Here is a 26,313-nt window from a genome sequence, read left to right on the forward strand (position 1 = left end):
ACCATTCTAAAGTTCGGGATTTTTAGATCTAAGCCTTTTATAAACCCTTATCCCGAGCATGAGCATTCCGGCAAGCAAAAAGATTCCCAGAACCCCATAGATCCAGTTTAAGGCGTCCCGCAGGATCACCAGAAATATAACAGCAAATAAAATAAGAGTTGAACCTTCATTCCACAACCTCATTTGATTTGAGCTCCAGGTTATTTTGTCTCTTTGAAGCTGTCTAAAAATCTGGTGACTCTTGAAATGGTATGCAAAAAGCAGAACGACGAATGCAAGTTTTACGTGCATCCAAGGCATTTGCAGCCATACCGGCGCCAGTAATAATAACCATACCGCAAATAAGGTTGCCAGAATGGCCGAAGGCCACGTAATGATAAACCACAACCTCCTGGTCATGATCTTTAATTGGTCGATTAAAATGCTTTTATCGGGCTCCGGTTTCTCGGCAGCTTCTATGTGGTAAATGAAAAGCCTCGGAATGTAGAACAAACCGGCAAACCATGTGATTACAAAAATGAGGTGAAGGGCTTTTATGTAATTGTAGTATTCCACTAAAGATTTATGGTTTTTTATATGGATTTAGGCTGGAATGGAAGACCGAATGAACTATAATATCATCTCCTGAAAGTGTAAACAGTATGATAAAAGGAAATTTACTGAGTACTGCTTTTCTGAATTTGGTATGAGTTCCGTCGGTTTCTTTAAAAATCAACGGGTTATTAACGATTCGGTTCAATTCATTTTCCAACTCAATTAAAAAATATTCACCTAATCCTTTTTCCCGCCTTTCGTACCAATCAATTGCATCAGAGATCTCATTCTGGGCGCGGGGAAGGAGAACAGGTTTAAAAGCCATGAGTATTCTTAATCTCTTGGCGAAATGTTTTCCACGAAATTCCTTCTATTTCTCCACTTTTATATTTCCTGAATTCCTCCTCTATTTTATGATAGTGACTGGCAGGAACATTTAACTCTTTAATATAATTTTCACCTCTCTCCCTTACTTCAGAAAATTCAGCAAAAATCTCATCCAGCGCTTTAAGAACGGCGGCATCATCACAGTCTCTTATCTTCTGGATAAGCTTCTTTTTTAGGCCTTCATTTTCCATATCCTAACAAAAATAATGAAAAGTACTTTCTGCTAAAGTGCCAAAAAGGGTATTATACGGCAACATTCTGGTGAGCCCATTCATCGATCCAGCGGGCCAGTACCTTCACCCAATCGTCCCGATCATTTAGACAGGGAACTACCGTGAACTTCTCACCTCCTACTTCTTCAAAGATCTCCCTGCCTTCCATGGCGATCTCTTCCAGGGTTTCAAGACAGTCAGATACGAATGCAGGGGTAACTATAGCCAGGTTCTTTACTCCTTCAAGGCCTTTTCTCTCTATGGTCCTGTCAGTATAAGGCTGCAACCATGGATCAAATCCAAGCCTTGACTGGAAAGAGACGGAATATTTTCCTTTTTCGAGCCCCAGGTATTCGGCTACCAGTTTGGTAGTCTCATAACACTGATGCCTGTAACAGAACTGATGTGCCGGAGAGGGGGTCTGGCAACAGCTGCCATCAATCTTACAATGAGATTTAGTGATGTCGCTTTTCCTGATATGCCTTTTAGGAACTCCGTGATAAGAGAAAAGAAGATGGTCAAATTCCACTCCTTTTAAAGATTCTGATATACTCGTTCCAAGCACCCTGATGTAATCTTCGTGATTGTAAAATGCAGGAACTGAAGTGAACTGCATTTTCGGAAAATGCTTTTTCCGAAGCTCTTCAGCCAATACCAGAATAGTTTCCGTAGTTGCCATAGCAAATTGTGGATACATTGGAAAGATCAACACCTCATCCACCCCCTTGTCATGTAATTCCTGTAGCCCGCTTTTGATAGAAGGCTTTCCGTAGCGCATTGCCAGAGTAATAGGCACAGAAGTCAAAGCATCTACTTTTTCCTGAAGCCTTTCTGAAAGGACTATTAAAGGAGATCCTTCTTCCCACCAGATCTTTTCGTAAGCCTCTGCCGATTTCTTTGGACGGGTATTGAGGATGATCCCTCGCACCAGTAAAGTACGGGCCCAGTAAGGGACATCGATCACCCGTTCATCCATTAGAAACTCATCAAGATATTTCTTTACATCTGCAGGATCTGTACTATCCGGCGATCCCAAATTAACGAGTAATACTCCTTTGCTCATCTTAATAATTTGGTTCAAAAATACTATTAAAATAACCGGAAGAAAAATCTCTTACCCGGCTTTAGAAGAATAGCATCATTGAAGGAATTTATGATTGTGCTTCCGAGGACAGCGACATAAGGTATTTCTTGGGTGTGGTCCCAAATTTCTTTTTAAATGCCGCGATAAAGTGACTGGAAGTACTGTACCCCACCTTTAGCCCTGCTTCATTTACATTGTAATCTCCGGAATCCAGTAGCTTTCTGGCATATTCCATCTTGTAATCGAATAAAAAGCTGAAAACAGAATCTCCATAGATCTGCTTAAAACCCTCTTTTAATTTTTTGAGACTCAGACCTATTTCTCTGGACAGCTCCTGTAAAGACGGAGGCTCGGCCATATTGGCTATTACAATATCTTTAGCTTTCCTTATTTTAAGAACATTCTCTTCATCACTTAAAAATGGACATTGTTCGATATCGGGTTCTTCAGACCTGTTAAAATAGAGACTCAGCAGCTCATAAGCCTTTGCTTTGTAATATAGAATCCTGATCGTAGGAACGATGTTATAATTGAAGATCTGGTTAAGAACAATCATCATTCCCGGGGAAAGAGGTGTATCTTTATAATATTGCTTATCCCTGTTTTCCAGATTCAGGAAACTAATGTACCCGGCTTCGTCGGAAAACAGGGCGTGAAACTTCTTGATGGATATAATGATTGACACAACCCAGCTCCCCGGTTGTAATTCAAGGTCTATCGGGAGGTCTCTTTTAGGATTATACAGAAGCAGTACGTTCTCTTCAGGCAATGGTATTTTATAACTGCCATTATTAAAGAAAAATCTGTTCTCTCCCTTACCGGAAAAATGAAATTGTATGAAATCACTATTGATATTCCGCTGAATTTTCACGGGCTGCTGCCGTGTATTCTGAAATTTCAGAAGATAAAATCCTTCTTCGAGTCGGGTCTTTTCAAAGGAACCTTGAGCGATATTTTCTTCCATGGTTTTTCATTAATTATTGACACCTTTATTTAGATTTATTCTAAACTAGAAATCAGGTTTTCCAGATTTGACAGGTAAAATTAGCCCAAATATATGATATTGATCAGTTTTTGAAAGAAAATCACGTGTAGCGACAAAAAATGTACTTTTAGCGTTGTTTTTTAAATTAACCTTATCTTAATTTTGTCCGTTGGAATCCTAATCAGGTACATGGAAGATTATAATATTTCAAGAGGAAAACATTTTTATACAATCGGGCTAAGTTATAAAAAGGCCGACGCAGAGATAAGAGGACATTTTAGTTTAGACGAGACCGGAAAGAAAAATTTGCTTGAGCAGGCAAAAACTGAAGGTATCGACGGAATTATTGTAACCTCCACCTGCAACCGAACTGAGATCTATGGTTTTGCCCAGCATCCTTTTCAGTTGATCAAACTTTTGTGCGAACATACACCCGGAACGGTTGAGGAGTTTGAAAAAGTGGCTTATGTCTATAAGAACAAAGACGCCATTTCTCATATGTTTAGAGTGGGGACCGGTCTTGATAGCCAAATCCTTGGAGACTTTGAAATAATTAGCCAGATAAAATCGGCATTTATTCAGTCAAAGGATATAGGAGTCTCAAATCCCTTTTTGGAGAGGCTGGTAAATTCCGTGATTCAGGCCAGTAAGCGCATCAAAAATGATACAGACATTTCTTCGGGGGCAACTTCAGTAAGTTTTGCCTCGGTACAATATATTTTAAAGAATTACGACAAACCTGCAGATCAGGACATTTTGTTGTTTGGAACAGGAAAAATAGGTCGTAACACCTGTGAGAACCTGGTGAAACACACTAAGAATCATCATATAACTCTTATCAACAGGACTAAAGATAAAGCTGAAAAAATAGCAGGTAAATTTGATCTCACAGTTAAAGATTACGCCGATCTACAGGCAGAGATAAGACAGGCTGATATTTTAATAGTGGCTACAGGCGCTCAAACTCCTACCATTACAAAAGAACTTATCTACAATAAGAAGGATTTGTTGATCCTGGATTTATCGATTCCGAAGAATGTTTCAGACGAGGTAAGGGATCTTCCCGGTGTTACTGTAATTCATCTGGATCATCTTTCTCAAATGACAGATGAAACTTTGGAACGAAGAAAAGCAGCAATTCCCCTGGCACAACAAATAATAGCTGAAGCCGAAGCTGAATTCAACTCCTGGTTGGAAACAAGAAAATTTGCACCAACTATAAAGGCTCTTAAAAAGAAATTGAGAGACATGAAGGATGCCGAAGTGGATTTTCAGCGTAGGAAAATTGAGAATTTTAATGACCGCCAGGCCGAAATTTTAGGAGATCGTATTATTCAGAAGATCATGAACCAATTCGCCAATCACCTTAAGGGAGATTCAAATACTACAGATGAAAGCCTGGAACTTATTCAAAAGGTATTTCAACTGGAAGAGACGGCGAAGCGATGAATAAAATAATCCGCATCGGAACACGAGACAGTGAACTGGCGCTTTGGCAGGCAAACGCTGTTAAGAACGCTCTTGAAAAGCTGGGGCATCAAACTGAATTAATTCCGGTAAAATCTCAGGGAGACCTGGTTCTTGACAAGCCTCTGTATGAATTCGGAATAACGGGAATCTTTACCAAGACTCTTGACGTAGCAATGTTGACCGATGCTATTGATATTGCGGTTCATTCCATGAAAGACGTTCCCACCGCTTTGCCCAAGGGTATAGTAGAGGGAGCGGTATTAAAAAGAGCACATACGCAGGATATTTTGATCCATAAGGGTACAGACTTTTTAAATGAAGAAGGTATAGTGGCCACAGGAAGTCTTCGAAGACAGGCGCAATGGCTACATAAATATCCAAACCACGAAATTGTGGATTTGCGGGGCAATGTGAACACCCGACTTCAGAAACTGGAGGATAGTGACTGGAACGGGGCCATATTCGCGGCTGCCGGGCTGGAGCGCATTAATATAAAACCAGAATCCTATATAGATCTTAAGTGGATGATCCCGGCACCCGCACAGGGAGCAATGCTAGTCGTTGCCAAAGAGGAAGACGATTTTTGCCTTAAAGCTTTAGCGGCTTTGAATCATGAACCTTCCGAAATCTGCGTTCATATGGAAAGAGAATTTTTAAGAGTTCTTGAAGGCGGATGTACCGCTCCCATTGGCGCTTTGGCCACTATTGAAGGCGACAATATTCATTTTAAAGGTGCTTTGTTCAGTCTGGATGGGCAGCAGAGAATAGGAGTAGAAAAGACAATCCCTGTTTCGGAACATAAAGGCTTCGGAAGAACCTGTGCAGAAGAGATCCTGCAGGCCGGTGGCGCCGAACTTATGAAGCAAATAAAGCAGCAGGTCAATAACACCAAAGGATAATCCTCTCTTGCTGAAGCAAAACAATTTTGAAAAATTCAGAAATTGTCAGAAAAAACAGAACCAAACTCTCCTTTTCCACACTCCACAGAGAGCCGGGTCACTGTGCTTTCCACTAAGAAACTGAAGACCAATCAAAGAGAATTGCTGCTCAACCGTGGTATCGGATTAGTGGAGAAAGAATTTATTTCTATAGTCCCTCTTCCATTTAAAATAAATGAAATTCCTGAAAATATTATTTTCACCAGTAAAAATGCTGTAAAAGCTATTTTGGACCACCCTTCAAAAAGGTATTTTCAGCAGAGGAATATTTTTTGCGTTGGCTATAAAACTGCAGAGTTCTTAACTCAAAATGGCTTTCACATTTGTAAAACAGCAAATTATGGAGAAGATCTGGCTTCATTAATAGTTAAAGAACATTCGGGCGAAAGTTTTCTTTTTATCTGCGGAAAAAGTCGACATGACGCTCTTCCGAAAGGTCTAAAGAAAGCAGGAATTCCCCTAAAAGAGGTAGAGGTATACGACACTGAACTGAGTCCAAAAAAAATTGATCGTATCTTTGACGGAGTGCTGTTTTTCAGCCCGAGTGCAGTCAAAAGCTACTGTAGCGAAAATGATCTTAATGAAAGTGTGGTCTTCTGTATAGGTACCACAACTGCCGAAGAAGCCGGGAAATACACAGATAAAATAGTCCTGACTTCGACACCTTCTGTAGAAAATGTGATCGTGCAGGTGGTGAAATATTTTAGTGGGTAAATTGACCTGCAAGGTTTTCAAAACCTTGTAGGTCTTAAACAAATCCGAACAAGACCTACAAGGTCCAAAAAAGACCTTGCAGGTCTGATGAAGTAGAAAAATGAAACTTGAAACGTTAGAGAAGGATTCGGTTTATCACCTTTATAATAGGGGGATAAATAGGTCGAACATTTTTTCTAATGAAGAAAATAAATTTTACTTCCTTAAACAATATAACAAGTACTTATCCGGAAAGGTTTCCACCTTTGCATACTGTCTTCTCCAAAACCATTTTCATCTCGTTGTGAGAATTGAAGGTGAAACTAAAGAAGTCACCCAATGCTTTTCAAATTTCTTTAATTCCTATGCAAAGGCATATAATAAATTGGAAAACAGGAGCGGCAGTTTATTTGAAAAACACTTTAAGAGAATTAAAGTAAATAAGGAATCTTACTTGAAACAACTTATAATCTATGTAAATTTGAATCCCCAAATCCATTTTGGGGAAGATTTTAAAGACTATTCTTTTTCTTCCTATAAAGAAATATTAAAAGAGTCTTCAAAAATTATAAAATCAGACGAAATTTTTGAGCTTTTTGGAGGGAAAAAGAACTTCGAAGAAGTACACGACATTCGCAAAATCTCTTTGTCTGACCAATTAACATTAGAATAGAATTATACTATGATAAAAAACGACCTCTTTCTTAGAGCATTAAAAGGTGAAACCGTAGAACGTCCGCCGGTTTGGATGATGAGGCAGGCAGGAAGATACCTTCCCGATTTTATGAAGCTGAAGGAAAAATATGACTTCTTCACACGTTGCCGCACTCCCGAACTGGCTACAGAAATTACCGTTATGCCAATCCACCAGGTAGGAACAGATGCGGCTATACTTTTTAGTGATATTCTCGTAGTCCCACAAGCCATGAACATCGAAGTGGAAATGAAACCCGGACTGGGACCATGGCTCCCAAATCCCGTTAGAACCTCAGCAGATGTAGAAAAGGTAATTGTCCCCGATGTGCATGAAAGTCTGGGCTATGTAATGGAAGCTGTAAAAATGACCAAAAAGGAACTTAATAATGAAGTGCCTCTTATAGGTTTTGCCGGTTCTCCGTGGACAATACTATGTTATGCTGTACAGGGACAGGGATCCAAGAACTTTGATATTGCAAAGAAATTCTGCTTTACGAATCCGCAGGCAGCTCATACGCTGCTTCAAAAGATCACCGATACGACTATTGCTTATTTAAAGGCAAAAGTTGAAGCGGGAGTCGATGCCGTGCAGGTTTTTGACTCCTGGGGTGGAATGTTGTCACCGCAGGATTACCAGGAATTTTCATGGAAATATATTCAGCAGATCATTGATGCCTTAAAAGGTGAAACTCCGGTAATCGCCTTTGGAAAAGGCTGCTGGTTTGCTCTTGATAAAATGGCAGTTTCTGGTGCTTCGGCACTTGGTGTGGATTGGACCTGCTCTCCTGAAATGGCGAGAAAACTGACAGGAGGAGAAATTACTCTACAGGGTAATTTTGATCCCAGCCGACTTTATTCCCCCCCGGCAAAGATCAAAGAGATGGTGCACAACATGATCAATGAATTTGGTAAGGACAGATACGTGGTAAACCTGGGTCACGGAATTCTTCCCGATATCCCGGTTGAGAACGCTATCGCATTTGTAGAAGCAGTAAAAGAGTATAAAGTAAAATAAAGGTGGCGATAGAGAGAAGAATAGCGTCCCTCAATTTTCGGGAACTCGTTGTTCTTTGTTTAGTCTTTTTAAGACGCCCCCAATACCTTATTCCGACCTATAAAGCTACCAACAGAGCGGTTGAAATTTCTGATCGGCTTTACGGCGATCTACATCATGAAGACAACAGAACAAATGCTTTTCGACATGCGCTTTGGAATTATTTGATCTGTCAGTACTGTTTACCAGTTGCAGGATGTCCGGAAAGAGTCATGAGTTGGAGCAAAAAGATCACTGATCTTCATGAACGGCTCGCCCCAAATGAAGATCTGGCGAAGATGATGGATCTGCATAACAACAAGATAGGGAGAGAATTGTTTCTGAATTTCTCCGGAAAAGAAATGGATATCTTAACTGTGCTGCAACAAATGACCGCGGAAGCAGTCCAGGTGAAAAGTCCAGCAGAAATTGAAGAAGAGCAAAGCATATTAGTCTTTATTGAAAAAATAAAAAGATGAAAGAAAAATTCTACGCTTACATCCAAAACCTGCAGGACAGGATTACGGCCAATCTTGAAGCTATGGATGGAGAAGCTGTTTTCAAAGAAGATCTGTGGCACCGCGAGGAAGGCGGCGGAGGCCGTACCAGGGTGATCGAAAACGGAGCCGTTTTTGAAAAGGGAGGTGTGAATATTTCGAAAGTCTTTGGCCCTCTTGCACCGGCCATGCAGTTACATTTTGGAGTGGGAGATGTAGATTTCTTCGCCTGCGGAATCAGTCTTGTCCTCCATCCTAAGAATCCCATGGTTCCCACAGTACACGCCAACTGGAGGTATTTCGAAATGTACGACAAAGCAGGAAACACTGTGGACAGCTGGTTTGGCGGCGGACAAGATCTTACCCCCTACTACCTTTTTGAAGAGGATGCAGCACATTTCCACAAGATCTGCAAACAAGCCTGTGACAGACATGATCCTGATTTTTACCCGGATTTCAAGAAAAAATGCGACGAATATTTTCACAACTCCCACCGCAATGAAGCCCGGGGAATCGGCGGATTGTTCTTTGATTATCTAAAGCCTTCCGAAGAAAGGGATGAAGAGCAGTGGTATGATTTCGTTACAGATGTAGGCGACAGCTTTTTGGAAGCCTATTTACCCATTGTAGAAAAAAGAAAAGATCTGCCATACAATGAGCAGCAACGCAGTTGGCAGGAAATAAGGCGCGGCCGTTATGTTGAATTTAATCTCGTGCACGACAAAGGCACCTTATTTGGATTAAAGACCAATGGGAGGATCGAAAGCATTCTCATAAGCCTCCCTCCACACGTGCAGTGGGTATACGACCACCACCCCGAACCCGGTAGTGAGGAGGAGAAGTTGGTGAGGGTTTTGGAACAGCCGAGAGAATGGGTGTAAATTAGTGATCAGTGGTCAGTGATCAGTGATCAGTGATCAGAGCATAGTGACATAACCTTGAACGGTGAATTTTAAATCTCGAACCAAAAAAATCTTGAATTTTGAACCTTGAATTTTGAATTATGTTAATACGAAACCGAAGACTTAGAACTACAGAAGCCATAAGAAGCCTGGTGAGGGAAACCAGCATTACTCCCAACGATTTCATTGTACCAATGTTTGTGGTGGAGGGGCAGAATGTAAAGGAGGAAATCACTTCCATGCCCAATTATTACAGGTACAGCCTGGATCTTTTAAAGACGGAGGTAAAAGAACTCTGGGACCTGGGGCTGAGATCTGTCTTACTCTTTGTCAAGGTTCCGGATAATCTAAAAGACAATAAAGGAACTGAAGCTGTCAACTCCGACGGACTCATGCAACGGGCGGTAAAGACAGTAAAAGATGCAGTGCCTGAAATGCTGGTGATGACCGATGTTGCCCTTGACCCCTACTCCTCTTACGGTCACGACGGGATCGTTGAAAACGGGCAGATTGTAAACGACGCTACTAAAGAAGTACTGGCAAGAATGTCGCTTTCTCATGTGCAGGCGGGAGCCGATTTTGTAGCGCCAAGTGATATGATGGACGGCAGGATTAAAGCGATTAGGGAGCTGTTGGAGCAGGAAAGATTTCATAATTCCGGCATCATGAGCTACAGCGCCAAATACGCTTCAGCTTTTTATGGGCCTTTTAGAGACGCTTTAGATTCGGCACCCGGATTTGGAGACAAGAAAACTTATCAGATGGATCCGGCGAACCGGGAGGAAGCGGTCAAAGAGACGCTGCAGGATATCGAAGAAGGGGCAGATATCGTGATGGTCAAACCGGGACTTTGCTATCTTGACATAGTTCGTGACATCAGGAATGTGGTGAATGTTCCGGTGGCGGTTTACCAGGTGAGCGGGGAATATTCCATGCTAAAAGCGGCAGCCGAAAAAGGCTGGTTGAATCATGATGCGGTAATGCTGGAACAGCTTACGGCCATTAAAAGAGCCGGTGCACATATGATCGCGAGTTATTTTGCGAAAGACGCTGTTAAACTGCTATAAGCGGTCCACTTTTTGATTACTTTTATTTGCAGCAGCAGCAGATGAAAAACTTCGGAAAATACCTGATCCTGATTCTTGCCTTTTTCAGTATTGGCAAGGCTTCCGCCTATAGTTTTTCTTCTTCTGAAGTAAAGGAAGAACTGCCTTTATCTTCTGAAGATCTTCGGGCTGCAAACATTTCTCTTTTTGCTTTCAGAGAAAATCCTTTCCAGGAGATCTCAGACTTTTCAAACAAGACATTTTTCCCGATCTCTTCGGTCGTACCTGTAAAATTTGTGTCAGTTGCCACTCCTTCTGAAGCGGCAAATCTCGTTTATACCCGGGATCTTAGGAAAAACATCTCTCAACAGCTATTTCCGAAGCATTTTTTCTTGTGAAGCTTTGAATCTGCAGGTTTCTGCACGTTTAGACAATTAAAATTCACAATTAAAAATCATTAGAAATGGATACAGCATCAACCCTTATGGGTTTGGGATTGCTCATATTATTTGTAGCTCCCGTAGGTTACCTGGTTTACACTCAATCTCTCCAGGAGAAAAAAAGAGCAAAGAAAATGGCATTTTTGGCACATCAGCAAGGCTATAGCCTGGATGAAACCAAAAATATCAATGGCCTTTCCCTGGGACTGGATAAAACAGCTAAAAAGTTCTTCCTATTACGCACCGGAAGTGGGGCAAAACTACAGGTCATCGACCTTGAAGAGGTTTCTAAAATCGATCTCACAAAAACTGATGAAGACGGAATTTCTACTTCCCTCATGGATGAAGTAAGGGAAATCGCCCTTCAGATGAGAAATGCAGATGGAACAGTAAAGAAAAAAATTGTTTTTTACGCCGAGGAAGAAGATCCGGTTACTCAGAAAACAGAACGATTGGATAATGCCATAAAGTGGCAAAAGATCCTTCAGAAGTATTCTTAGTCATAAACTTTTCTTAACGTTATTTTCAACAGACAGGAGCTAAAACTCCTGTTTTGTTTTTTAGGTGCTTCATCATCCCCTATAGCTGCTGAATTTATTAAGAATTATCTCACTCCCGGTCGGCTGCTGATCCTCTTGACAAAGCCAGTCCCCACCAGGGGTTTAAGAATGTTTTAGGCTTGCTTTAATACAATTTCACAGCCTCCTCATGTACCTTTGAAAATGAAGCGGCAGGTTGACTTTGCCGTTTTTTCCGCAGGTTTTTACCCCCCTACGATTATACCTGCCGAACAAATGTCTGGAAAGACCTTAAAAATTTTCAACTGTAATGAATAAAAGCACTTATTCCAAAATCGCAATTGTCACCGGCGGAAGCAGCGGAATAGGGAAAGCAATAGCCGAAAAATTAAACAGCCAAGGAATTAAAGTAATTGTTGCAGATAAAGCAGATGGCGAAAAATTAGCCGGGGACATTGAAATGAGAAAGTGTGATGTGACCAGCGGCGAGGAGATAGACGAACTTTATTCCTGGGTTACAAAGAATTTTGGACATCCGGAATATCTCATCCTCAATGCAGGACAGGGAATTCAGGAGAAACTTACAGAAGGGGATCCGGAAAAATGGAAAAAAGTGCTGGACATAAATATCATGGGTGCATTGAGATGCATCAGGGCCTTTACTCCGCACATGATTGAAAATAAAAGAGGAAACGTAGTTTTCATTTCATCTGTTTCAGCAAACCAGCCACACCCTTATGGCGGAATTTATGCCGCTTCAAAGACGGCGCTTGAAGTCATTGCTGAAACATTAAGACTGGAAACAATTCCGTACATCAATGTAACTGTCGTAAGTCCCGGAATAGTGGATACCGCATTTTATAAGCACCAGATCTCCGGTGACAATTCCGTAGAAAAAATGGGGATGGGCGCTATAACTTCCGAAGAGATTGCAGAAGATGTGTGGTATGCTTTAAACAAGAAAAAAGGAACAAGTATAAATAAAATCATAACAAGACCAACATTACAGGATTTCTAACCAACCAAAATGTAGATCGATGCAGAAAAAAGTCTTAATAACCGGAGGGGCCGGGTTTATAGGGTCCCATCTCGCAGATGAACTTTTAAATAAAGGATATAAAGTCCGTGCTCTTGATAACCTTTCAGAGCAGGTACATGGAGAAAATGCTACCCGTCCCGAATATCTTCATCAGGATGTTGAACTTCAAATAGGAGACGTAAGGGATAAGGCAGCAGTGGAAAAGGCTCTTGAAGGTGTTGACGCTGTGATACATCTTGCCGCCATGGTTGGTGTTGGACAAAGTATGTATCAAATCAAAGACTACACAGATGTAAATAACGTGGGTACTGCAGTGCTCATGGAAGCTTTAATGGATAAGCCTGTTGAAAAACTGGTAACCGCATCGAGTATGAGCATCTATGGAGAAGGTCTTTACCTGGATGAAAAGGGAGAAAAGAGAATGGATTGTGAAAGAAAACTTTCCGATCTCAAAAAGGGTCAATGGGAGATGTATGACAGCAATGGAAAAGAGCTGGAGCCTGTCCCTACACCTGAATCTAAAAATCCGAATCTTTCTTCGGTATATGCACTTTCTAAATATGATCAGGAAAGATTAAGTCTTATCACCGGAAAGGCTTATAATTTTCCGGCAACTGCATTGAGGTTCTTTAATGTTTACGGAACCCGTCAGGCACTCTCCAATCCCTACACCGGAGTGCTTGCCATATTTGCCTCAAGGCTGCTGAATAATAATCCGCCTATGATCTTCGAGGACGGAAAACAGAAACGGGATTTTATTCATGTCAAAGATGTGGCCCGTGCTATTCGCTTAGCCATGGAAAAACCTGAAGCCGATGGGGAAGTATTCAACGTGGGTAGCGGAAACAAATACACCATACTGGAGATAGCCGATAAACTTGCAGGAGTGATGGGCAAGGATAATTTAAAGGCAGAAGTCACCGGAAAATACCGTGTTGGAGATATAAGACATTGTTTTGCCGACACTACAAAAACAGAAAAGCTACTCGGATTTAAACCTGAAGTTAAATTCGAAGATGGCTTGTATGAACTGGCAGAATGGCTTAAGACACAGATTGCTACCGATAATGTGAGTAAAGCCAGCAGTGAACTTTCATCCAGAGGTCTAACCGTATAAAAGAACAGCTATGAACGAAATGAAAAAGATAAACGAATCGTCACCGGCTCTTGGAATTCTTGAATGGTTTAGGCCCGGCGAATACGAACAGGTTAAGCAGGCAATAGAGGATTTTAAAAGGCTTGGGATCAAACACCTTCGTACCGGGATCTCCTGGGCAGACTGGTACGTAGAAGGAACTCCCGAATGGTATGACTGGTTGTTTGCAGAACTGGATCCACATGTGGAAATACTACCCTGTTTCCTTTACACACCACCTTCTATCGGAGAAATGGCCAAAACCTCTGCCCCTCCAAAAGACCTGAAAGCATATGCCGATTTCATTGATGAAATGATCACCCGTTACGGACAATATTTCGACTGGATTGAGCTGTGGAATGAACCCAACAATAAAGTCGAGTACGATTTCACACTGGATTATTCCTGGAATAAATTTTCTACAATGATAGGAATGGCCGCACATTGGGCTCAAAAAAGGGGGAAAAAGACCCTGCTTGGGGGGATGAGTCCCATAGATCCCAACTGGCTGCAAATGATGGCTGAACAAAAAGTGCTGGATTACATAGACGCAGTAGGAATTCACGGTTTTCCTCATGTATTTGACCAACAATGGAAAGGTTGGGAAGTCAATATTAAGAGCGTACGGGAAATCCTGGAGAAAAATGGATATAAGCAGGAAATATGGATATCGGAAGTCGGTTTCTCCACCTGGCAAAATGATGAAGTTAAACAATACCAGGAATTTAAAAATGTACTCAATGCCAATGCTGCCCGTATCTACTGGTATTCCCTTAAAGATCTTGATCCAAAGAATTCCACCGTAGGAGGCTTTCACCTCGATGAGCGGGAATATCATTTCGGACTGAAGAAGACCGATGGCACGAAAAAATTGCTTTATAAGCTGCTGGAAAAAGACGGTGTTGAGAAGATCCACCAGCAGCATTATATCAATAAGCAGTATAAAATCGATGAGAAGGAAAAATACACGCTCATCACCGGCGGCGCCGGATTCATTGGTACTAACCTCGCATCCCGTTTTCTTTCGGAAGGAAAACGCGTGATGATCTACGACAGTCTTTTTCGCGACGGAGTGGAAGAGAATCTTCAGTGGCTGCAAAAAGAGTACGGTGATAAGCTGCTCATACAGATCTCTGATATCAACGAGACCAGAATCCTGCAGCAATGCGTGAACAATGCTTCGGAAGTTTTCCATTTGTGTGCCCAGGTTGCTGTTACTTCTTCGGTAACGAACCCGATTCATGATTTTAACGTGAACCTCAGCGGAACTTTTCATCTTTTGGAGGCTATCCGGAAGAGTAAACATCAGCCGCCTTTGATCTTCACCTCGACCAACAAAGTCTACGGAAATCTTCAGGATGTAAAAATGGAAGAGACTGAAACCAGGTATTATCCCGCAGATGCGAAGATGAAGAAATACGGGATTAATGAAAAGATCCCGCTGGACTTCCACAGTCCCTACGGCTGTTCTAAAGGAGCGGCAGACCAGTACATACTTGATTATTCAAGAACCTACGGACTAAAAACAGTTGTCTTTAGAATGAGCTGTATTTACGGTCCACATCAGTTTGGTACCGAAGATCAGGGTTGGGTTGCCCATTTCCTTATCAGTGCTCTGGAAGACAAGCCGGTAACCATCTACGGAAACGGAAAACAGGTAAGAGACATTCTCTTTGTAGAAGATCTTATAGACGCTTTTATGCTGGCGCACAAAAATATGGATAAGCTTGCCGGTGAAGTATTCAACATAGGTGGAGGAACAGAAAACACCGTGAGTCTGCTGGAAATTCTGAACATCATAAGAGAAAAGGCCGGAAAAGAAATGGACATTAGTTTCGAAGACTGGCGCACCGGGGATCAGTTCTATTATGTCTCCAATACCGACAAATTCAAGGAAGCCACGGGATGGAAGCCAAAATATAATATTGAAGAAGGAGTTGAAAACCTGCTGAGATGGCTTTGCGAAAACCGAAGCATTGAACTTCCCGAAAATCTAACTCCGAAAAAACAGATCGCCATATGAGATCAGCCGAAACGATGCAGGAGAAATCTCCTGTTTCAGAAGAAACTACTGTAAGAAGAGCAGCAGTACTAGAAGCCCCTCAAAAAGTTAGCATAAAAGAGTTCGAACTTCCTGAACCCGGAGAAGGTGAAGTGCGTATAAAATTGGAAGGCAGCGGAGTTTGTGCCTCAAATATTCCGGTGTGGGAAGGACGTGACTGGTTCGATTATCCCGTTACTCCGGGAGAACCGGGGCATGAAGGCTGGGGAACTATAGATGCCGTTGGCGCCGGAGTGAAAGATCTAAAAGAAGGAGATCGCGTTACGGCATTAACTTATAAGGCTTACGCCACTCACGATATTGCAAAAGAAGATACTGTAGTGAAATTACCAGAAAGTCTCTCCGGAAAAGCTTTTCCGGGAGAACCTTTGGGATGTGCGATGAACATTTTCAATCGCAGTGATATCCAAAAAGGCCAAAAAGTAGCCATAGTTGGCAGCGGATTTTTAGGATCCCTGCTGGTACAACTGGTAAAGTCAGCCGGGGCCGAGGTCATCGCTGTTTCCAGAAGACAATTTTCCCTCGACACTGCTAAAGAAGCAGGCGCAGATCACCTGGTTCAAATGGATGATCATTACAAGATCATTGAAGAAGTAAAAGAATTGACAGGCGGGAACTTCTGCGAAAGGGTGATAGAATGTACAGGAAAAGAATGGCCATTGAATTTGTCAATAGAACTAACAGGAACGAGAGGAAAATTGATCGTCGCAGGCTTCCATCAGGACGGCATGCGCAGCCTCAATGTACAGATGTTGAATTGGAGAGGAATTGACATGATAAGTGCCCATGAAAGGGATCCACAGCAGTACATAAAAGGTATAAAAACAGCTATAGATGCAGTGGAGCAGGGAAAAATGGACCCTTTCCCCCTATTTACCCATAAATTTAGCCTTGAAGAAATGGGGCAAGCCTATGAACATCTCACGGAACGACCCGACGGATTCATTAAAGCATTAATTATTAATTAAAATGATCGCAACTCAACCCACAAATAAAGAATTATCCCTGGGCTTCCTGGGCGTAGGCTGGATAGGTCGTAATCGCATGGAGGCCATCCTCGATCATACCAATGCTAAAGTCACGGCAATCGCAGAACCAAATTCCGAAAATTCTGATGCCGCTTTAAAGAGCGCCAAAAATGCCATTTTAAAGACCTCTGCGGAAGAACTTTTTTCTGAAGAAGATCTTGACGGAATTGTCATCGCAACCCCTAGTGCCATGCATGCCGAACAAAGTATGCAGGCCCTGAAAAGCGGAAAAGCAGTGTTCTGCCAGAAACCTTTAGGCCGCACTGCCGAAGAAGTGAAACAGGTTGTGGAAGCTTCCCGGGAAGCAGATAAATTACTCGCTGTCGACCTCTCCTATCGCTACACTAAGGCATTTAAAGCTGTCTACGATACCATCCAAAAAGGGGAAATTGGGGATGTGTTTGCCGTGGACCTTAAATTCCATAACGCCTACGGGCCCGATAAGGAATGGTTCTACGACATCAAACGCTCCGGCGGAGGTTGTGTAATGGATTTGGGAATCCACCTGGTTGATCTGGCGCTATGGAGCCTGGATTTCCCCGAAATTTCAGACGTACGGAGTCAGCTTTACCACAAAGGCCAGAAATTAACCTCTTTTGAGGAACACGTAGAGGATTTTGCGAGTGTTTCTATAACTTCAGAAAAGGAGCAGGTGATCAACTTAGAGTGTTCGTGGCATGTTTCCGCAGGAAAAGACGCTATCATAGAAGCTACTTTCTACGGTACAAAAGGAGGGGCATCTTTTAGGAATATCAACGGCTCTTTCTACGATTTCAATGCAGAAAAATATCAAGGTACCCAGACAGAAACCCTTGTCACTCCTCCGGATGAGTGGAGCGGACGCGCCGGCGTGGTTTGGGTGGAAAATATGATCAAAAACAACCGGTTCGACGAAAAATCGGCCACAGAATTCATAAAAACAGCAAAAGTAATTGACCGCATCTATGGAAGATAAGAAGATGAAAGTTTTGATGACTACCGATACGGTAGGCGGAGTTTGGGTATATTCCCTGGAGCTCTGCAGGGCGCTGGAGCAGTATGACGTACAGGTGCATTTAGTAGCAATGGGAGGCTGGCCTTCCCCTGCCCAACAGGTGGAAGCCGAAAAGATCCCGAATGTTACATTTTACAAGAGCGATTATAAGCTGGAGTGGATGAAAGATCCCTGGGAAGATGTGGAGCAATCCCGTAAATGGATAAACTGCATTTACACTACGGTGCAGCCAGATGTGGTGCACCTCAACAACTACGCGCATGTAGAGGAAGAATGGACCGCTCCGGTGGTCACTGTTTTTCATTCCTGCGTGCAAACCTGGTGGCAGGCCGTGAAAGGAAAAGCCGCCCCAGAGGAGTGGGATCAATATACAAGAATTGTGAAGGAATCGCTGCAGGCCTCAGATATTGTAGTGGGACCCACGCAGGCAATCCTTGACAAAGCTGCAAAAGCCCATCATTTCACTTCGGAAATAAAAGTGATCCACAACGGCAGAAGTATCAAAACTTCGGAAGCAAAGCCGAAAGAAGAATTTATCCTGTGTATGGGCAGGATGTGGGACGAAGCAAAGAACTTTCCTCTGCTGTCTAACATAGCTGAAAGGCTTCCATGGCCTGTTTACGTGGCAGGCGAATCTGTTAATCCGGACACCGGAAAGGAGTGCAGTCTCAAAAATGTGAAATTCCTGGGAAGATTATCTCCGGCAGAAGTACAGGACTGGATGCAGCGGGCGAGCATTTTCGTGAGCCCCACCCGTTATGAGCCTTTCGGACTCGCCATTTTAGAGGCCGCAGCAAACGGCTGTGCCCTGGTGCTGAGTGATCTGGAAACGCTTCAGGAATTATGGCAGGATGTTGCCCTATTCTTCAATCCCGAAGATGAAGCTGAAGCTGAAAAAACAGTGACCAGACTAATTGAAAATCCTGAATTCCTTAAGGAGCTTTCAGAAAAGGCCAGAGAAAGAGCCGGAAAATTTTCCGCAGAAAAAATGGGAGCCGCATATCACCGGCTGTACCATGAAATAATGGAAAAAGAACAAAAATTGATGAGTATATGAAAATAGTGATGTTTTACCATTCCCTTTATTCGGACTGGAACCACGGGAATGCGCATTTTTTACGGGGGATCGTCAAGGAACTTCAAAAACGGGGACATGACGTGGATGTCTATGAACCCGAAGGTGGCTGGAGCCTTCAGAATCTGCTGAAGGATCACGGGGCCGAGCGGCTGGATGAATTCCGGCAGTATTATCCTTCGCTGAATCCGCAGTTCTACAACCCCGAGAAAAAACTGAACTATCAAAGTATACTTGGAAAAGCCGACCTGGTGATCGTTCACGAATGGAACGACCCTAAACTCATGGCTGAAATAGGAAAGCAAAAAGAAAGGTTTGGCTATAAATTAATATTTCACGATACCCATCACCGGGCTGTTTCTGCCGAAGAAGAAATGGCAAAATTCGACCTTTCGAACTTTGATGGCGCCCTTGTATTTGGGGAGGTGATCAAAAAGATCTATCAGGAGAAAAACTGGGTGAAGAATGTGTGGACCTGGCATGAAGCGGCAGATGCCGAATTTTTCAGTCCGAACCGCGATGAAGAAAAGGAAGGTGACCTGGTGTGGATTGGCAACTGGGGTGACGGAGAAAGAAAAGAAGAACTGTTTGAATTTTTGATCAATCCCGTGAAGGAGCTAGGCATAAAGGCGAAGGTTTACGGCGTTCGTTATCCCGAAAAAGCACAAAAAGCACTTGCCGATGCCGGAATTGAATACGGCGGATGGTTACCAAACTATAAAGTGCCTGAAGTATTTGCGAAATATAAAGTTACAGTACATGTGCCGCGACGGCCTTATGTTCAAATGTTGCCGGGGATCCCTACTATCCGGCCCTTTGAAGCCTTATCCTGCGGCATCCCATTGATCTGTTCCCCCTGGAATGATGCAGAAAAATTGTTCTCTCCGGGAGAAGATTATCTCATCGCCAAAGATGGAAATGACATGGGGTATAAAATTGCCGAAGTGCTCAAGAGTGCACAACTTGCGCAAAGCCTTTCCAAAAATGGACGAAAGACCATTCTGGAAAAACATACCTGCGCACACAGAGTAGACGAACTGGAGAGCATTCTTAGGGAACTGGGGCTGGAAGAAGAAAAACTTTTCCCAATCCAACCTAAAACTATGGAAGCATGAAAAAGAACCTGAAAATCGCCTTTTTTGGATCCAGTATAGTTTCGGCTTACTGGAATGGTGCTGCCACCTACTACCGCGGAATTGTAAAGGCGCTCTATAAAATGGGGCACGAAGTAACCTTTTACGAACCTGATATTTACGAACGTCAAAAACACCGGGACATAGAAGATCCCGAATGGTGCACGGTTAAAGTGTATCCTGAAGATCAGGTGACATTGAGAGCACTTCTTAGAGAAGCTTCGGAAGCCGATGTGATCATCAAAGCCAGTGGTGTGGGTGCTTTCGACGAGTTCCTTGAAGATGCCGTGGTACAGCTGAAGAAAGATGACAACCTCATCATTTTCTGGGATGTTGACGCGCCGGCTACTCTTGACAGGATTGAAAATCATCCTTCAGATCCTTTTAATGCCCTTGTTCCAAAGTATGACTTCATACTCACCTATGGCGGCGGTCAACCCGTTATAGATGCCTACGAGCGTAACGGGGCAAAAAGATGTATCCCGATCTATAATGCCTTAGATACAGACACTCATTTTCCTGTTGAACCTCAGGAAAAATTTGAAGGCACTCTGGCCTTTTTGGGAAACCGCCTGCCCGATCGTGAAAAGCGGGTGGAAGAGTTCTTCATCAAGCCTGCAGAAAACCTTCCGGATGAGAAATTCATCCTTGGCGGCAGCGGCTGGGGAGATAAACCGATGCCGGAGAATATTGAATACGTAGGTCACGTCTACACCAAAGACCATAACGCCTTTAACTGCACGCCTAAGGCGGTTTTGAACATAAGTCGTGACAGTATGGCCAAATACGGCTTCTCCCCTGCTACAAGGGTCTTTGAAGCCGCCGGTGCGGGTGCCTGTTTGATCACCGACTACTGGAAAGGCATAGAAACCTTCTTCGAACCGGGTAAAGAGATCCTGGTAGCCAAAGACGGAAAGGAAGTTCAGGAAATTCTAACCGATCTGACTCCTGAAAAAGCTAAAGAAATAGGCGATGCTGCTTATAAAAAGGTACTTGCAGAACACACTTACAACCACAGGGCAGAGCTGCTGGAATCGGTCATTTCCGAAAAACTTGAAACTGAAGATAAACCCATTGAATAAAAACAGTAGCTCATGAAATTTGTGATCATAGGACTTTCGGTAACATCCTCCTGGGGGAACGGCCACGCAACCACCTACAGAGCACTTCTTAAAGAACTCAAGGCGCTTGGTCATGACATCCTGTTCCTGGAGAAAGATGTGCCCTGGTATTCTCCGCACCGTGATATACCTGCACCCGATTTCTGCACACTGGGTCTTTACAAGACCAATGAGGAACTCAAAGCAGATTATGCAAAACAGGTAGCCGAAGCAGATGTGGTAATTGTCGGCTCTTATGTGCAGCAAGGAGTGGAAGTAGGCAATTGGGCAATTGAAACTGCCACAGGCGTCACTGCCTTTTACGACATTGATACTCCGGTCACTTTGGCAAAACTGGAGCGGGAAGATTACGAATATCTTGACCCTGATATCATCTCAAAATATGACCTGTATCTATCATTTTCGGGAGGTCCCATTTTAAAGAATCTCGAGGAACATTATGGTTCTCCTATGGCCAGAGCTCTCTATTGCTCTGTTGATCCCGACCTCTATTTTCCTGAAGACCGGGAAAAGCAATGGAAGCTGGGATATCTGGGAACTTACAGCGATGACCGCCAACCTACGGTAGAAGAATTGCTGAATAAACCCGCAGCTCAATTCCCTTCCGAAAAATTTGTAGTTGCAGGTCCGCAGTATCCCGAAAACTACAACTGGTCAAAGAACGTGGAGCGTATCAATCACCTTCCTCCCGCAGAACACAGAAATTTTTATAACTCCCAGGAGTTCACATTAAATGTTACCCGACAGGACATGATCAAAGCCGGTTATTCTCCAAGTGTTCGGCTTTTTGAGGCCGCCGCCTGCGGCGTGCCGATCATTTCAGATTACTGGGATGGAATCCACAGCATTTTTGAACAGAGAACAGAGATCTTAATTGCCAGAAGCAGTAATGAAGTAGAAGAATATTTCAGAAATATCCCGGAAGAAGAAAGAAGGCAGATCGGGCAAAATGCACGGCAAAAAGTCCTGAAATCTCACACGGCGAAAGCAAGAGCAAAGGAATTAGTGAATTACGTAAAAGAAGTGCGTCAGCCTTCAGAAAAAATATAGATATGTCCACCAAATCAGAAATCAAACAACTCGCTCCCTGGTTTCACAATATCCATCTCCCCGACGGAAGCAGCACAGCACCCGATCATTTTTTGGGCGATTTCCCAAAATTCAAATGGGATAAAATAAAAAATTCAATTCCGGAGGATCTGGAAGGCTGGAAAGTCCTTGACATTGGCTGCAATGCCGGATTCTATTCTATAGAATTAGCGAAGCGAGGAGCAGAGGTACTTGCTATTGATCTTGATGAGCATTATCTGACGCAGGCCCAATGGACAGCTCAACAGTTTGGACTTGACGACAAGATAAGATTCCAGCAAATGCAGGTATATGACCTGGCACACATTGAGGAAGAATTCGATCTCGTTTGGTTCATGGGAGTATTTTATCACCTGCGATATCCTATGCTCGCAATGGACATAGTGTCTCAAAAAGTAAAAAAATTGATGGTCTTTCAAACTCTTTCTCTTCCGGGGCAGGATGAGATGAGCATCCCGGAAGATGTGGAATTCCACAAGCGCGAGATCATGCAGGAAACCGCCTGGCCAAAAATGGCATTTATCGAAAACAAACTGGCGGGAGATCCAACCAACTGGTGGGCACCAAACCACCAGGGAATTCTTTCTATGCTTCGCAGCTGCGGACTCAAAGTAACCGCAATGCCCGAAGATGAAACATACGTCGCCGAAAAAGATCCGGAGCTTTATACCAGCGTCAACACCTGGAATTATTCAGAATATCTCGCCGCAGTAGGAAAAGACTGGAAAGAAGAGGTTGACAAAAAAACCCGCAAAGGTTAGAGACGCGATTTATCGCGTGTCAGGCGCAATTCGATATAATAATAGAGGCGCGATTAATCGCGCCTCTATTATTAACAAAACCTACAAGGTTTTGAAAATCTCGCAGGTCGATTATTCTCTCACAGGTTCAATAGCAAAATTTTCAGGTGGTGTAGCCCTTAACAGGTGTTGAACAAAATAATCCCAGCGGCGACGCATCATATAATAGGAATCTTCTCCAAATCCATGGCGGGCGTTGGGAAAAATGATCAGGTCAAAATCTTTATTAGCTTTAATCAAGGCGTCAACTACTAAGTACGTGTTATAAGGCGGTACATTATCATCTAGTCCGCCGTGGGCGAGCAGGAGCTTTCCTTTCAGATTTTCTGCATACAACTGGTTAGCCTGCTTGTCGTAGTTATCCACTCCTTCCGGTCCCATGGTCATCAAACCTATATATCTTTCTCCCCAGTCATCTTCATAATTGCGGTTGTCATGATTTCCCGATTCTGCAATCCCGACTGAATAGAATTCTCCATGCCTGAACATAGCCGCAGCTGCTGCAAATCCGCCTCCTGAGTGTCCCCAGATCCCCACCTTTTCAGCGTCGATGTAAGGATATTTATCGGCCAGCTGGCGAATGCCTGCTTTTTGATCCTCTAATGTATTACCCGAAATATCTCCGTAACAAGCATCGTGAAATGCTTTTGAGCGGCCGGGATTACAGGAGCCGTCGATAAGAATTACAATGAATCCAAGCTCGGCTAAAGCCTGATGATCTCTTCGTGCCGCCGAGAAATTACGGCTCCCTACACTTCCTCCCTGTGGGCCGGGATAAACATAGTTCACCACCGGGTAATTCTTGTTCTCATCCAAACGTGTCGGCGTAAACATGAGACCTTTAAGATCCCATTGACCATCTGCCGATTTCACTGTAATTGATTCCGGCGCCTTCCAGCCGGTGGCTTTAAGTCTTGAAATATCTGCCTTCTCTAAAATGGCAATTTTTCTCCCATTATTATTTCGAAGAACGGCCACCGGCGGAGTGGTGGGAGTAGAATAACTGTCCACGAAATATTGATGATCTGGCGAAAAATAGATATTGTGGTTAGCATTTTCAGGAGTAAGAACCTTTAAATTCTTTCCACTGAAATCTGCTTTGTATAAATGTGAAAAATAGGGGTCTCTACTTCTTTCCATTCCGTTGGCTTGAAAGTATAAGACTCTGTTCTTTTCATCCACATGAACAAGTTCGGTGACCACAAAATCTCCTTGTGTTATCTGATGCTTCAGTTTACCTGAGTTCAGATCATACAAGTACAAATGGCCCCAGCCATCTCTCTCGGAATACCAAATGATCTCATTACTCTTTGGTAAATACCTCCAGTTGATACTTCCCTGCCCCGATTCATACTGAGTTTCAACAACTTCTTCAAATACTTCTCTCACTTCTCCTGTTTTTGCATCAGCAATTCGAAGCTTTGCCTCCTTATGATCTCTTGAAGTTGAAACAAAAGCGAGCTTTGTGGCATCTTCATTCCAGTAATTATCGTCAAATGCTCCGCTACAGGAAATGTCATCGCATAAAGTTCCGCGACGGGGATCGGCTTCTACCTGCAATTCGATGATTTTTGGCTCATCTACCTCTACGATCACCCGATGGATCTGGATCACTTTTTCATCTTCGGGCAGTGGATATTTCCATTTTTGCAATTTTGGGGCTCCTACTTTCGTTTCCACCAAATACATATCGCTTATATGCCTCTGATCCTGTTTGAAAGTAGCCAATTTTTTGGAATCGGGAGACCAGAGGACGATCGGCCGATCGCTCTTTCTCCAGCCTGCGTTATCTGTGGCGTAGCCAAAATTTTCCTCTCCATCTGTGGTGAGTTGTATTTCTTCCCCTGTTTCCAAATTCCGCAGCCAGAGGTTCCAGTCTTTGATGTACACCACCTTCTTTCTATCGGGAGAAAGTATTTCGTTGCGGGAGACATCCGGAGATTTTTTTTGCTGACTTTTCTTTGGAAGTATTTCAGCCAAAGAAGAGCCTGTCCTTTTCTGACCGGTTCCAGGGTATACTAAAACATATTCTGTCCCGCCGGGAGTATTTATCCGATACCAAAATTGCCCGTCTTCAAGCCATGTGGGGCGAATATTAGCCCTATCTACCAGGCCGTTGGTATTGAAACTTAAGAAATTAGTGGCGCGTTCATAATCTTCAGCAGTGATTTGCTCCTGAGCCTGTGCTGAAGAACAAATGAAGAGAAGTAGCAAAACGGGAAATGTTATTCTTTTCATGAAGTGGGGAATTAAGTTTACTTCAGTTAAAATAATAAAGTTGACAAGATACATCAAAGATCTGTTTCCTAAGAAAATCAAATAATTTTGCTCGAAAAGATCAATTATTAATGCTCTTTTGGGAACTTTCCGTGTCTGCTTTCTTATTTTTGAAAGAATAAACCGATATCATGCTGTGCATCAAACATCATTCGACAGACGCCTATTTCAATATTGCAACAGATGAGTATATCTTCAAACATTTAAAAGAAGATTGTTTTATGCTGTGGCGCAATGACAATGCGATCATTGTAGGAAAACACCAGAATACACTGGCTGAGATCAACCACGAATATGTGAAGGAACGTGGGATTAAAGTGGTGCGCAGGCTTTCGGGTGGCGGGGCGGTTTACCACGACCTGGGCAACCTTAATTTTTCCTTTACCCGCACCGGGGACAGCTACGAGATGATCGACTTTGAACGGTACACCAAACCCATTATTGAAGTTCTGAAACAGCTAGGTGTCAATGCGAAATTCGAGGGCCGGAATGATCTGACCATTGATGGAAAGAAATTTTCTGGTAATGCTGAGCATGTTTTTAAAAACAAAATACTGCATCACGGCACATTACTTTTCTCTTCAGAAATGAAGGATATTAGCGGCGCTTTAAAGATCAATCCGCTTAAGTATAAAGACCGGGGAGTGAAATCTGTTCCCAACAGGGTTACGAACATAAGTGATCATCTTCCGGAGAAAATCACCCTCGATGAATTCACAGATAAGATCATGGATTATATCACCTCTACTTTCCCCGATGCCCGCAAATATGAATTCACAGAGGAAGATCTTGCGGCCATTCAGAAGATCCGGGATGAAAAATACAGCACCTGGGAATGGAATTTCGGATATTCTCCAGATTATGATTTTACACAAGGGGCCCGCACTCCGGGGGGAACTGTCGAGATGAACATGAATGTTTCCAATGGCGTAATTCAGGAGGTAAAGATCACAGGAGACTTTTTCCATATTAGAGACATAGCGCCCATTGAAGAAGCACTGGAAAATACCAAACATGAAGAAAAAGAGATCAGAAAGATTTTAAGCCGGTTCAATTTAAATGAATATTTTAACAAGATCACAGAAGACGACCTGATAGCTATTATGTTCTAAAGCTTATACAACC

General features: G+C 43.0%; 27 protein-coding genes. 21 read left to right on the top strand and 6 right to left on the bottom strand.

Features of this window, described 5'->3' with window-relative positions; translation table 11 throughout:
• Window positions 1–6 precede the first annotated feature (6 nt).
• The 5 genes from G564_RS0102635 to G564_RS0102655 all read right to left on the bottom strand — a co-directional run bounded on the left by G564_RS0102635 (window position 7) and on the right by G564_RS0102655 (window position 3,181).
• The gene (locus G564_RS0102635; protein WP_029036289.1) at window positions 7–555 is read right to left on the bottom strand and encodes a CopD family protein; all 549 of its coding nucleotides are present in this window, start codon (window positions 553–555) and stop codon (window positions 7–9) included.
• 7 nt (window positions 556–562) lie between these two features.
• A complete protein-coding gene (locus G564_RS20870; RefSeq protein WP_029036290.1) occupies window positions 563–859 on the bottom strand; it encodes a type II toxin-antitoxin system RelE/ParE family toxin in 297 nt (98 codons plus the stop codon).
• A complete protein-coding gene (locus G564_RS0102645) occupies window positions 849–1,112 on the bottom strand; it encodes a hypothetical protein (protein ID WP_029036291.1) in 264 nt (87 codons plus the stop codon). Before G564_RS0102645 ends, G564_RS20870 begins: the two co-directional genes overlap by 11 nt.
• A gap of 52 nt (window positions 1,113–1,164) precedes the next feature.
• Complete coding sequence (hemH, locus tag G564_RS0102650) at window positions 1,165–2,196, bottom strand: ferrochelatase (RefSeq protein ID WP_029036292.1); 1,032 nt, start codon at window positions 2,194–2,196, stop codon at window positions 1,165–1,167.
• A gap of 88 nt (window positions 2,197–2,284) precedes the next feature.
• Entirely contained in the window at window positions 2,285–3,181 is an 897-nt protein-coding gene (locus G564_RS0102655; RefSeq protein WP_029036293.1) for a helix-turn-helix domain-containing protein, read from the bottom strand.
• A gap of 210 nt (window positions 3,182–3,391) precedes the next feature.
• Between G564_RS0102655 and hemA the strand changes: the two genes are divergently transcribed.
• The 20 genes from hemA (at window position 3,392) to G564_RS0102760 (ending at window position 22,872) form a co-directional block, all read left to right on the top strand.
• On the top strand, window positions 3,392–4,651 hold the full coding sequence (gene hemA / locus G564_RS0102660; protein WP_029036294.1) for a glutamyl-tRNA reductase: 1,260 nt from the start codon (window positions 3,392–3,394) through the stop codon (window positions 4,649–4,651).
• Window positions 4,648–5,571, top strand: a complete 924-nt coding sequence (hemC, locus tag G564_RS0102665) for a hydroxymethylbilane synthase (protein WP_029036295.1) — start codon at window positions 4,648–4,650, stop codon at window positions 5,569–5,571. The genes hemA and hemC overlap by 4 nt, the downstream gene beginning before the upstream one ends.
• A gap of 42 nt (window positions 5,572–5,613) precedes the next feature.
• Window positions 5,614–6,324, top strand: a complete 711-nt coding sequence (locus G564_RS0102670; protein ID WP_084625569.1) for a uroporphyrinogen-III synthase — start codon at window positions 5,614–5,616, stop codon at window positions 6,322–6,324.
• Between the two features lie 100 nt (window positions 6,325–6,424).
• Window positions 6,425–6,976, top strand: a complete 552-nt coding sequence (locus G564_RS0102675; protein WP_029036297.1) for a transposase — start codon at window positions 6,425–6,427, stop codon at window positions 6,974–6,976.
• 9 nt (window positions 6,977–6,985) lie between these two features.
• On the top strand, window positions 6,986–8,014 hold the full coding sequence (gene hemE / locus G564_RS0102680; protein WP_029036298.1) for a uroporphyrinogen decarboxylase: 1,029 nt from the start codon (window positions 6,986–6,988) through the stop codon (window positions 8,012–8,014).
• Between the two features lie 2 nt (window positions 8,015–8,016).
• A complete protein-coding gene (locus G564_RS0102685) occupies window positions 8,017–8,511 on the top strand; it encodes a DUF6973 domain-containing protein (RefSeq protein ID WP_029036299.1) in 495 nt (164 codons plus the stop codon).
• Window positions 8,508–9,410: an oxygen-dependent coproporphyrinogen oxidase gene (hemF, locus tag G564_RS0102690; protein ID WP_029036300.1), complete on the top strand. Its 903-nt coding sequence runs from the start codon at window positions 8,508–8,510 to the stop codon at window positions 9,408–9,410. Before G564_RS0102685 ends, hemF begins: the two co-directional genes overlap by 4 nt.
• Window positions 9,411–9,532: 122 nt before the next feature.
• Window positions 9,533–10,498 (top strand): porphobilinogen synthase, encoded by a 966-nt coding sequence (gene hemB, locus G564_RS0102695; protein ID WP_029036301.1) that lies wholly within the window; start codon window positions 9,533–9,535, stop codon window positions 10,496–10,498.
• 26 nt (window positions 10,499–10,524) lie between these two features.
• The gene (locus G564_RS0102700; RefSeq protein WP_029036302.1) at window positions 10,525–10,875 is read left to right on the top strand and encodes a hypothetical protein; all 351 of its coding nucleotides are present in this window, start codon (window positions 10,525–10,527) and stop codon (window positions 10,873–10,875) included.
• Window positions 10,876–10,940: 65 nt separating this feature from the next.
• Window positions 10,941–11,417, top strand: a complete 477-nt coding sequence (locus G564_RS0102705) for a hypothetical protein (RefSeq protein ID WP_029036303.1) — start codon at window positions 10,941–10,943, stop codon at window positions 11,415–11,417.
• 328 nt (window positions 11,418–11,745) lie between these two features.
• A complete protein-coding gene (locus G564_RS0102715; protein WP_029036304.1) occupies window positions 11,746–12,453 on the top strand; it encodes an SDR family oxidoreductase in 708 nt (235 codons plus the stop codon).
• A gap of 19 nt (window positions 12,454–12,472) precedes the next feature.
• The gene (locus G564_RS0102720; protein WP_029036305.1) at window positions 12,473–13,591 is read left to right on the top strand and encodes an NAD-dependent epimerase/dehydratase family protein; all 1,119 of its coding nucleotides are present in this window, start codon (window positions 12,473–12,475) and stop codon (window positions 13,589–13,591) included.
• 10 nt (window positions 13,592–13,601) lie between these two features.
• Entirely contained in the window at window positions 13,602–15,632 is a 2,031-nt protein-coding gene (locus G564_RS18400; RefSeq protein WP_211224607.1) for a GDP-mannose 4,6-dehydratase, read from the top strand.
• Complete coding sequence (locus G564_RS0102730) at window positions 15,629–16,639, top strand: MDR/zinc-dependent alcohol dehydrogenase-like family protein (protein ID WP_211224608.1); 1,011 nt, start codon at window positions 15,629–15,631, stop codon at window positions 16,637–16,639. Before G564_RS18400 ends, G564_RS0102730 begins: the two co-directional genes overlap by 4 nt.
• A 1-nt stretch (window position 16,640) precedes the next feature.
• Window positions 16,641–17,654 (top strand): Gfo/Idh/MocA family protein, encoded by a 1,014-nt coding sequence (locus tag G564_RS0102735; protein ID WP_037373367.1) that lies wholly within the window; start codon window positions 16,641–16,643, stop codon window positions 17,652–17,654.
• On the top strand, window positions 17,644–18,750 hold the full coding sequence (locus tag G564_RS18405) for a glycosyltransferase family 4 protein (protein WP_051205269.1): 1,107 nt from the start codon (window positions 17,644–17,646) through the stop codon (window positions 18,748–18,750). The genes G564_RS0102735 and G564_RS18405 overlap by 11 nt, the downstream gene beginning before the upstream one ends.
• Window positions 18,747–19,883 (top strand): CgeB family protein, encoded by a 1,137-nt coding sequence (locus G564_RS0102745; RefSeq protein WP_029036308.1) that lies wholly within the window; start codon window positions 18,747–18,749, stop codon window positions 19,881–19,883. Before G564_RS18405 ends, G564_RS0102745 begins: the two co-directional genes overlap by 4 nt.
• Window positions 19,880–20,983, top strand: coding sequence for a CgeB family protein (locus G564_RS18410; RefSeq protein ID WP_037373369.1), 1,104 nt, complete (start codon window positions 19,880–19,882; stop codon window positions 20,981–20,983). Before G564_RS0102745 ends, G564_RS18410 begins: the two co-directional genes overlap by 4 nt.
• 12 nt (window positions 20,984–20,995) lie before the next feature.
• Window positions 20,996–22,072, top strand: coding sequence for a CgeB family protein (locus tag G564_RS0102755; RefSeq protein WP_029036309.1), 1,077 nt, complete (start codon window positions 20,996–20,998; stop codon window positions 22,070–22,072).
• Between the two features lie 2 nt (window positions 22,073–22,074).
• Window positions 22,075–22,872 carry a TIGR04290 family methyltransferase gene (locus tag G564_RS0102760; protein WP_029036310.1) on the top strand — a complete coding sequence of 266 codons (798 nt, stop codon included), beginning with the start codon at window positions 22,075–22,077 and terminating at the stop codon, window positions 22,870–22,872.
• Between the two features lie 111 nt (window positions 22,873–22,983).
• On the opposite strand, the gene G564_RS0102765 is transcribed toward G564_RS0102760, so the two are convergent.
• Window positions 22,984–25,149 carry a S9 family peptidase gene (locus G564_RS0102765; protein WP_029036311.1) on the bottom strand — a complete coding sequence of 722 codons (2,166 nt, stop codon included), beginning with the start codon at window positions 25,147–25,149 and terminating at the stop codon, window positions 22,984–22,986.
• A 170-nt stretch (window positions 25,150–25,319) separates the two neighbouring features.
• On the opposite strand from G564_RS0102765, the gene G564_RS0102770 reads away from it, so the two are divergent.
• Window positions 25,320–26,300: a lipoate--protein ligase gene (locus tag G564_RS0102770; protein ID WP_029036312.1), complete on the top strand. Its 981-nt coding sequence runs from the start codon at window positions 25,320–25,322 to the stop codon at window positions 26,298–26,300.
• Window positions 26,301–26,313: the final 13 nt, after the last annotated feature.

This window comes from Salinimicrobium xinjiangense DSM 19287 (assembly GCF_000423585.1).
In the GTDB taxonomy this organism is placed as follows: Bacteria; Bacteroidota; Bacteroidia; order Flavobacteriales; family Flavobacteriaceae; genus Salinimicrobium; species Salinimicrobium xinjiangense.

Bases quoted from the DNA above. Each gene is read 5' to 3' on its own strand.
- G564_RS20870 (WP_029036290.1), bottom strand. From the start codon at position 859: ATGGCTTTTAAACCTGTTCTCCTTCCCCGCGCCCAGAATGAGATCTCT.
- G564_RS0102645 (WP_029036291.1), bottom strand. From the start codon at position 1,112: ATGGAAAATGAAGGCCTAAAAAAGAAGCTTATCCAGAAGATAAGAGAC.
- hemH (WP_029036292.1), bottom strand. From the start codon at position 2,196: ATGAGCAAAGGAGTATTACTCGTTAATTTGGGATCGCCGGATAGTACA.
- G564_RS0102655 (WP_029036293.1), bottom strand. From the start codon at position 3,181: ATGGAAGAAAATATCGCTCAAGGTTCCTTTGAAAAGACCCGACTCGAA.
- hemA (WP_029036294.1), top strand. From the start codon at position 3,392: ATGGAAGATTATAATATTTCAAGAGGAAAACATTTTTATACAATCGGG.
- hemC (WP_029036295.1), top strand. From the start codon at position 4,648: ATGAATAAAATAATCCGCATCGGAACACGAGACAGTGAACTGGCGCTT.
- G564_RS0102675 (WP_029036297.1), top strand. From the start codon at position 6,425: ATGAAACTTGAAACGTTAGAGAAGGATTCGGTTTATCACCTTTATAAT.
- hemE (WP_029036298.1), top strand. From the start codon at position 6,986: ATGATAAAAAACGACCTCTTTCTTAGAGCATTAAAAGGTGAAACCGTA.
- hemF (WP_029036300.1), top strand. From the start codon at position 8,508: ATGAAAGAAAAATTCTACGCTTACATCCAAAACCTGCAGGACAGGATT.
- hemB (WP_029036301.1), top strand. From the start codon at position 9,533: ATGTTAATACGAAACCGAAGACTTAGAACTACAGAAGCCATAAGAAGC.
- G564_RS0102705 (WP_029036303.1), top strand. From the start codon at position 10,941: ATGGATACAGCATCAACCCTTATGGGTTTGGGATTGCTCATATTATTT.
- G564_RS0102715 (WP_029036304.1), top strand. From the start codon at position 11,746: ATGAATAAAAGCACTTATTCCAAAATCGCAATTGTCACCGGCGGAAGC.
- G564_RS0102720 (WP_029036305.1), top strand. From the start codon at position 12,473: ATGCAGAAAAAAGTCTTAATAACCGGAGGGGCCGGGTTTATAGGGTCC.
- G564_RS18400 (WP_211224607.1), top strand. From the start codon at position 13,602: ATGAACGAAATGAAAAAGATAAACGAATCGTCACCGGCTCTTGGAATT.
- G564_RS0102730 (WP_211224608.1), top strand. From the start codon at position 15,629: ATGAGATCAGCCGAAACGATGCAGGAGAAATCTCCTGTTTCAGAAGAA.
- G564_RS0102735 (WP_037373367.1), top strand. From the start codon at position 16,641: ATGATCGCAACTCAACCCACAAATAAAGAATTATCCCTGGGCTTCCTG.
- G564_RS18405 (WP_051205269.1), top strand. From the start codon at position 17,644: ATGGAAGATAAGAAGATGAAAGTTTTGATGACTACCGATACGGTAGGC.
- G564_RS0102745 (WP_029036308.1), top strand. From the start codon at position 18,747: ATGAAAATAGTGATGTTTTACCATTCCCTTTATTCGGACTGGAACCAC.
- G564_RS18410 (WP_037373369.1), top strand. From the start codon at position 19,880: ATGAAAAAGAACCTGAAAATCGCCTTTTTTGGATCCAGTATAGTTTCG.
- G564_RS0102755 (WP_029036309.1), top strand. From the start codon at position 20,996: ATGAAATTTGTGATCATAGGACTTTCGGTAACATCCTCCTGGGGGAAC.
- G564_RS0102760 (WP_029036310.1), top strand. From the start codon at position 22,075: ATGTCCACCAAATCAGAAATCAAACAACTCGCTCCCTGGTTTCACAAT.
- G564_RS0102765 (WP_029036311.1), bottom strand. From the start codon at position 25,149: ATGAAAAGAATAACATTTCCCGTTTTGCTACTTCTCTTCATTTGTTCT.
- G564_RS0102770 (WP_029036312.1), top strand. From the start codon at position 25,320: ATGCTGTGCATCAAACATCATTCGACAGACGCCTATTTCAATATTGCA.